Annotated in this window: 5 protein-coding genes and 1 pseudogene; 4 read left to right on the top strand and 2 right to left on the bottom strand. The window is 59.3% G+C overall.

All coding sequences use genetic code 11. From position 1 onward, the window contains the following. The 3 genes from dctA to EN781_RS20740 all read left to right on the top strand — a co-directional run. The coding region (gene dctA / locus EN781_RS20730) for a C4-dicarboxylate transporter DctA (RefSeq protein ID WP_127400281.1) at window positions 1–959 on the top strand (959 nt) is incomplete at its 5' end. 278 nt (window positions 960–1237) lie between these two features. Beyond that, entirely contained in the window at window positions 1238–2299 is a 1062-nt protein-coding gene (locus EN781_RS20735; protein WP_091600622.1) for a LacI family DNA-binding transcriptional regulator, read from the top strand. Between the two features lie 164 nt (window positions 2300–2463). Continuing rightward, the gene (locus EN781_RS20740; RefSeq protein ID WP_091600623.1) at window positions 2464–3267 is read left to right on the top strand and encodes a TIM barrel protein; all 804 of its coding nucleotides are present in this window, start codon (window positions 2464–2466) and stop codon (window positions 3265–3267) included. A 48-nt stretch (window positions 3268–3315) separates the two neighbouring features. Here EN781_RS20740 and EN781_RS20745 read toward each other — a convergent pair whose 3' ends face one another. Continuing rightward, window positions 3316–4233 carry a LysR family transcriptional regulator gene (locus EN781_RS20745; RefSeq protein WP_091600624.1) on the bottom strand — a complete coding sequence of 306 codons (918 nt, stop codon included), beginning with the start codon at window positions 4231–4233 and terminating at the stop codon, window positions 3316–3318. Between the two features lie 672 nt (window positions 4234–4905). Here EN781_RS20745 and EN781_RS20750 point away from each other — a divergent pair. Further along, on the top strand, window positions 4906–6207 hold the full coding sequence (locus EN781_RS20750) for an IS110 family transposase (protein WP_236473627.1): 1302 nt from the start codon (window positions 4906–4908) through the stop codon (window positions 6205–6207). Between the two features lie 367 nt (window positions 6208–6574). Here the strand turns inward: EN781_RS20750 and EN781_RS36010 are convergent. Next, a pseudogene (locus EN781_RS36010) lies at window positions 6575–6912 on the bottom strand (LysR family transcriptional regulator); the annotation flags it as partial. Between the last annotated feature and the right edge of the window lie 174 nt (window positions 6913–7086).

A 7086-nucleotide genomic window follows, 5' to 3' on the forward strand; every position in this document is an offset into this window, starting at 1 on the left:
TCGTTCAGCCTGGCGCCGGCCTCAACATCGATCCGGCCTCGCTCGATGTCCAAGCCGTTAAGGGCTATGTGGCCACGGCTCACGAGCAGTCCGTGACCAGCTTCCTGATGAACATCATCCCGTCAACGATTGCCAGTGCCTTCGCGGAAGGCGACATCCTGCAAGTCTTGTTCTTCTCGGTCCTGTTCGGCATTGCTTTGGCGATGACCGGAGAGACGAGCAGGCCGGTCGTTACCTTTCTCCAGGCGCTTACCGCCCCCATTTTTAAGCTCGTCGGCATTCTGATGAAGGCTGCACCCATCGGCGCCTTCGGCGCAATGGCCTTTACGATCGGCAAATACGGTATCGGTTCGGTGGCCAACCTCGCGATACTGGTCGCGACGTTCTATCTTACCGCCTTCCTCTTCGTGTTCGGGGCTCTCGGCGCGGTCTGCCGCTACAACGGCTTCTCGATCTTTTCTCTTGTCCGCTACATCAAGGACGAACTGCTGCTTGTCCTGGCAACGTCCTCCTCGGAGGCCGCGCTGCCCTCGCTCATGGAGAAGATGGAGAAGGCCGGCGCCGCGCGTTCGGTCGTAAGTCTCGTCATCCCTACTGGATACTCATTCAATCTGGACGGTACCAATATCTACATGACGATCGCCGCCCTCTTCATCGCGCAGGCGACGAACACAGATTTGTCAATTGCCGATCAGATCCTCCTGCTGCTAATTGCGATGCTTTCCTCGAAGGGTGCGGCAGGCGTCACCGGCGCCGGCTTCATCACATTGGCCGCTACTCTCTCTGTCGTGCCGAGTGTTCCCGTTGCCGGAATGGCTCTAATTCTTGGCGTGGACCGCTTCATGTCGGAATGCCGCGCGCTGACGAATTTAGTCGGTAATGCGGTGGCATCGCTCGTTGTCGCTCGCTGGGAAGGCGAATTGGACCAGTCACGGATGGAAGCCGCTTTCCGCGGTTAGGGTTACATCAAACTGGCTCCCCGCAAGCAAAATCGCAACAGCGCGACGTGTAAGTCGCGGCCTTGCCACAACAGTCGAATTGCCAGCCTCCAAAGAGCGCTGGAAATAGAGTACTAACGCAGTGAGTAATACAACACCATGAAGCCCCTAAGCAAACGAACGGTTCACGGAAACTCATCTGGGTGCGCATGGAGCGCTGTTCGTCGAATGCGCTATCAACCGCCGGGTGTGGGAACTATTTCAGCTTGCCGCCCCAAGCCGTCGCGGGAGCGCACCGGATGATGGAGGACCGGCCGATCAGAATCGCTAGGGGAAAGCGCGTCACAATTGCCGATCTCGCCCGCGAAGCCGGAGTCAGCGTAGCAACAGTCGATCGGGTTCTGAACGTCCGCCTTCCGGTGCGAGAGGAGACCGCCCAGCGGGTCCATGCGGCCGCGCACGCGATCGGCTATCATGCTGCCGGTCTCATCAAACAGCGCTTGCAGCAGCACCTGCCGCACTACAAGCTGGGCTTCATCTTGAGAAAACCTACCCACGATTTCTACCAAGATTTCGCTCGCAAGATCGAAGAGTCGGTCAGTATGGCTAAATCCTTCCACGGCCTTCCGATCATCGAGTTCGCGCAGTCACATTTGCCGCGTGACCTGCTCCCGCTTCTTAAGGACCTTGGGAGCCGCTGCCAGGCGATCGCCATGGTGGCGGCCGATCACCCGAAAATCACAGCATCAGTCGAGGAGCTCAAGGCGAAAGGTATCCCGGTATTTTCGCTGCTATCCGACTTCGCCGATGGCGTGCGCGAGGGCTACATCGGCCTCAACAACAGCAAGGTCGGACGGACTGCCGCTTGGGTGTTTTCCAAGACCGCAAAACGGCCCGGCAAGGTGGCGGTGTTTGTCGGAAGCCATCGCTTCCAGGCGCATGCGACGCGGGAAACGGCCTTTCGTGCGTATTTTCGTGAGAACGCGCCAAAATTCGAGGTGCTTGATGCGCTCGTGAACCTTGATGAACGGCAGCTCACTTACGAAAAATTGCTGGATCTTATGCAGCGGGAACCAGAGCTCGTCGGCTTCTATATGGCCGGCGGGGGGATAGAGGGGGCAATTTCCGCGCTCCGAGAAGAGGGGAGCGGTCAGGATCTCGTCGCGATCGTGAGTGAAATGACGCCGCAGTCACGTGGGGCGCTTGCGGATGACATCTTGACGATGGCGGTCGGCACGCCAATGCGCCGACTTTGCCAGGAGCTGATAATGGCAATGGAGCGGGCCATCAAAGCCGGCGTCGCGGAGAGCCCGGGGCAGACATTTCTGCCGTTCGACATTTATCTTCCGGAAAATATTTGAGCTTGATGGATTTCTATCATGAGCGCCCATTTTCCTTTCACCGATGAAAGGAAAGCTCGATTGACTCGGCCGTCTCTGTCCGATCTGTGAACCGGCGTGGTTCCGTCTTGAAAGAAGCCGGATGCCGAAATGGCAGCCGCGCTTCATGGAAGGAAAGTCAAGCAATGCGCCAGGTATCGCCCCGCTTTGCACTCGATCACATGGCGGCGCCCCGCCTTGACGTCAGTGCGCTTTTCGCGCTTGCCCGTGACCAAGGCCTGACCGACGTCCAAATCCGTTACCCTCATTTCAGCAATCCTGTCGCACGCGGCATTCCGGCTGCGGACGTCCGGTTTGCCGCTACCGAAGCGGGCATCACGATCATCTCTGTCAACGCCTTGCAGCGGTTCAACGACTGGACTCCAACGCGTCAGGCCGAGGCAAGCAACCTCGCCGATTATGCGACGGCGTGCGGGGCGGAGACGCTCGTTTTGGTGCCGGCCAACCGCAGCTCGTGGCCCACCAATAGCGAGCGCCAGGACAATCTTCGTTTCGCTCTAAACGAGATCAAGCCAATCCTCCAGTCGCGGGGTCTGATCGGTCTTATCGAGCCGCTGGGTTTCCGAACCTGCTCGCTTCGATCAAAGAAGGAAGCGGCCGAGGCCGTTGCCGCGGTTGATGGCCAGTCCGTCTTTCGCCTCGTGCACGACACGTTCCACCACACCCTGGCCGGGGAGACATGCCTGTTCTGCGAGCTTACCGGCCTGGTGCACATTTCAAGCGTAAACGACCCGACCTTCTGGATTTACCCCGATCGCTTTCTTGCAGGTTCCGACAATGGCAGCCAGATTCAGGCGCTGCTGGATGGCGGCTACGCGGGACCTTTCTCGTTCGAGCTGGTCGAGGAAGTCCATTCTCTGGACGATCTCGCAGGCGCACTTGCCGCCAGCATCGACTTTATCCGGCGAGGGCTATTGTCGTCAGAGTAGATGGTGACAGGAGTAGTGACTATAGGTGCGCCTGAATTTTCCGTGGGTTCACAGCGGGACAGCCATCCGAGATGCCTCTTGCATCATTATCTCCCGCATCCAGATGCTTGCCGGATCGCTATTGTGGAGGGCCGGCCATTGGAGGGTCTCGGTGAATGTGGGAAATGGCAGCGGAAGTTCGATAACCCGCAGGGGGAACGTGTTTTCGAAATGCCTGACCAGCCGCAAGGGCATGGTCGCTATACGAGCTGTGCCGGACACCATAGGTGGAATCATGCTGAAGCCCTGCACGGCGACCTCGACACGTCTCTTAAGGCCATGCTCAAGCAAAAACCATTCCTCGATAGACGGCTTCATCGTACGCCCGAACCTGACCGCGACGTGCCTCATCGACATGTATCTCTCGAATGTAAGCTGCTGTGGCAGCTGCTTGTTTGTGGGACAGCCTACGCACACGAGCTTCTCGTCAAACAGCGGAACGCTTGAATGCACACTCGACGTGAACATATCCGGTAGAATTAGAAAATCGACGTCACCGCGCCGGAGAAGCTCATCGGGGCTATCGTCGACAGGCAGCAGTTCGAAGCTGACGGCGGGGGCTTCCCGTGCAATACGCTCCACAAGCTTTTCGAAAAACACGAGCGTGACGAAATCGGAAAGAATGATCCTGAAGAGGCGATCGGCTCGAGCTGGGTCAAACGGATCCGAAGAAATAATCGAGCACTGGATGTGCTGGAGAGCGTCGCGAACTGCGGGGGCAAATGCTGCCGCACGCGGGGTTAGAAATCGTTCGCGACCTCTTATCGTAAACAGTTCATCGCGGAAATAATCGCGCAGTCGGGCGACGGCCGCACTCATGGCGGGCTGACTCAGGTTGATCCTGCGTGCCGCCGCCGAGAGATTACGCTCCGTCAGGAGTGCGTCGAGCACAACGAGGAGATTTAGATCAAGTCCTTTGAAACGCATGTCATCAGCCATCCATGGGATGGATGCCTTTAACCGAAACAAACGACTTTAACAATTTAGCATTCTTGCAATCTTTTGTCGCAAAAAGTTTATGATGGATGACGTTAAGGTCCGACATATGAGCCGCGTGATCTGCCGAAGCGAGCAATCGTACGTACTGTGCAGGTCAGAGATTGGCGGTTTGAAATGCCGGGCCGATGGCGCCGGGCTATCAACCAGCGTCTTCGGCGGCCCCGACCTAGCAAGGCGTGGTCCGAGGCGACTGATGGGCGGTTTGATCCTAAGCTGCCGTGAGGCCTGTGTTGTATCGGCGAAGCCAATGCAGCAGTTCGGCAGCGTTTTTGAGAGCTGTTGTAGGCTCGGCCTAAGCCCATTGGCGCAAGCCTGTCTGAACGAAGCGCTTGGCCTTGCTGTTATCCGGTGGTGATCTGTGGTGCCTTTTCGTCCTGCCGTTCTTGTTTTGGAACGCCCTTATGGTGAGCCCATCCGGGACGTGGGGCACCGGGAGCACGAAGGTGCAGGCAGGCCGTCAATAGACCGTGGGCTGAGAGCCCGAGCTCGTTACATCGCCGCCCCTCGCGACTTTCCCGGAGGCGCTGCGAGCGCGGATCAGTAGATGTCGTGTTACCCGCCAGCTCCCGTCTTTGACCGAGCCAAGAAGGAGGAACGGGCATGCGCATCATCGGACTGGATATTCACCGCGCCTTCGCCGAAGCAGTGGCATGGGAGGATGGCAGGCTCAGGCGACTCGGCCGCGTCGACATGCGGCGCGATCTGCTGGCGGCGTTCGCCGCGAAGCTGTCGCCGAACGATGTCGGGGTGATCGAGGCCACCGGCAACGCGACGTCCGCTACGGCTGTGGTTGCGCCGCATGTGAAGAAGGTGGGGATCGGCAACCCGAAACAGGTGCGTATCATTGCCTATGCCAAGATCAAAACGACGATCGAGGCCGACGTTCTTGCGCAGCTCTATGCCAGCGGCTTCTTGCCAGAAGTCTGGATTGCGGACGAGCCGACGCAGGCTCTGCGTCGACAGGTGACACGGCGCAATCAGATTGTCCGACAGAGATCTCGATTGAAGACCGTCATCCAGTCGATCCTTCATAGCCACCTGATCCCGTCCTGCCCGCATGCCGACCTGTGCGGCGCCAAGGGTCGGACCTGGTTAATCGAGCAGGTCGTACCGCAGGACGAGCGCCTCGCGATCGATCGGCATCTGCGCGAGTTCGACCGATTGGGCGAAGACCTCCAGGTCATCGAACGCGATCTTGCCCGCTCGGCTCTCGAGGATGAAGGCGTGAAGCGGCTGATGACCATTCCCGGCGTCGACATCACCGTCGCGCTGGCGATGAAGGCGGCGATCGGCGACGTGTCGCGCTTCGACGATCCGCAGAAGCTCGTGACCTATCTCGGGTTGAACCCAAGCGTCCGACAGTCCGGCCAGGTCCGGCCTACCATGGGCGGATCACCAAGCAGGGCCGTGGTCATGCGCGCGGCATGCTCGTCGAGGCGGCCTGGGCGGCCGCTCGTGCTCCCGGACCGTTGCGAGCCTTCTCCCTGCGGCGTGCGAGCCCGGCGCGGACAGCATGTCGCGGCCGTGGCAACCGCACGCAAACTCTCTGTCGTGATCTGGCATCTGTTGATGAAGGGCGAGAGTTACGCGTGGGCTCGACCCTCCCTGCATGCCAAGAAGCTTGCGCGATGTGGAACTCAAGGCCGGGAGCAAGGCTGTGCGCGGCCAAAAGGGAGCCGCGCACGCCTACAACATAAAGAGCCACCGGGAAGAAGAGCGCCGCTGGGTGGAGCAGGCCGAGGGCGCCTATGCACGCCTCGCCGCCGGTTGGAACCCACGAGGTCCGAAGAGGGTAGGCACGGATGCCGCAAACGAGGCGCGACGATAGAAGCTGCGCGGCAGGGCTCTCATCTCGGACCCTGCTCTTCGCCACGCGGTCGTCCGTGCGCGACAGGAGAATAGCGCAGATTTATCAACAAGGCTCTTGTCGATCACATCAGTGGTCTTGGGCGCTGTACGGCCGGGTGAAGACTTTGCAGGTGGCCCGGAAAGCGTTTGACCTGTAGCGAAGCAATTGTCGTCATTACGCGCTCGACCCGGGCGCCCAGCTTGGCATAAGAGCTACGTGGCCTCAGGAAGCGTCGTCAATGCAGACCATGGACGAATTCCCAGCCGATGCCGAGATGCCGGTCGACCGTGCCTGTCGCCGTCCGGTGATGCGATGCCCCCGAGCGCATGAGTTCGCCCCGGATGCTCCCGGTCACGACGCACGGGTTCGGGTTCCAAGGCGCTCAGTTTGTTCGCGCCTAATCGGTGTAGGGCGCGGCAGAAATACGAGCGTGACGAAATCGGAAAGAATGATCCTGAAGCGGCGATTCGGTAGAGCCGGGTCAAACTATCCGACGAAATAAACGAGCACTGGATGGGCAGGAGAGCGTCGCGAACTGGAGGGCAAGAGCTCCCGGACGCAGCGTTAAGTTTGAATACCTCCGCGGACATGGTCGCGAGCTCATCGCGCAAATAATCGAGCAGCCGAGCGCCGGCCGCACTCATGACCGGCTGGGCTCGGTTAATCTTGCATGCCGCGCCCATGAGGTTGCGCTCTGTCGGGAGTGCGTCGAGCACAACGAGGAGATGTAGTTCACGACCTTTGAAACGCGTGGTCAACTATCCAAAGTGTGGATGCCTTTCATCGAAACAAACGATTTCATCAATGTTGTGGAATCCTGCATGGGCAGAAGCACCTGACGGACACCGATGCCCCACTGCCTCATGGCGTGGCGAGCGTCTTAAGAAACCGCCCGAAAGGAGATTTTTCATGCGCTCTACCGGGCAGTGGAG

Origin of the sequence: Mesorhizobium sp. M4A.F.Ca.ET.090.04.2.1 (assembly GCF_003999085.1) — a bacterium.
Classification (GTDB): Bacteria; Pseudomonadota; Alphaproteobacteria; order Rhizobiales; family Rhizobiaceae; genus Mesorhizobium.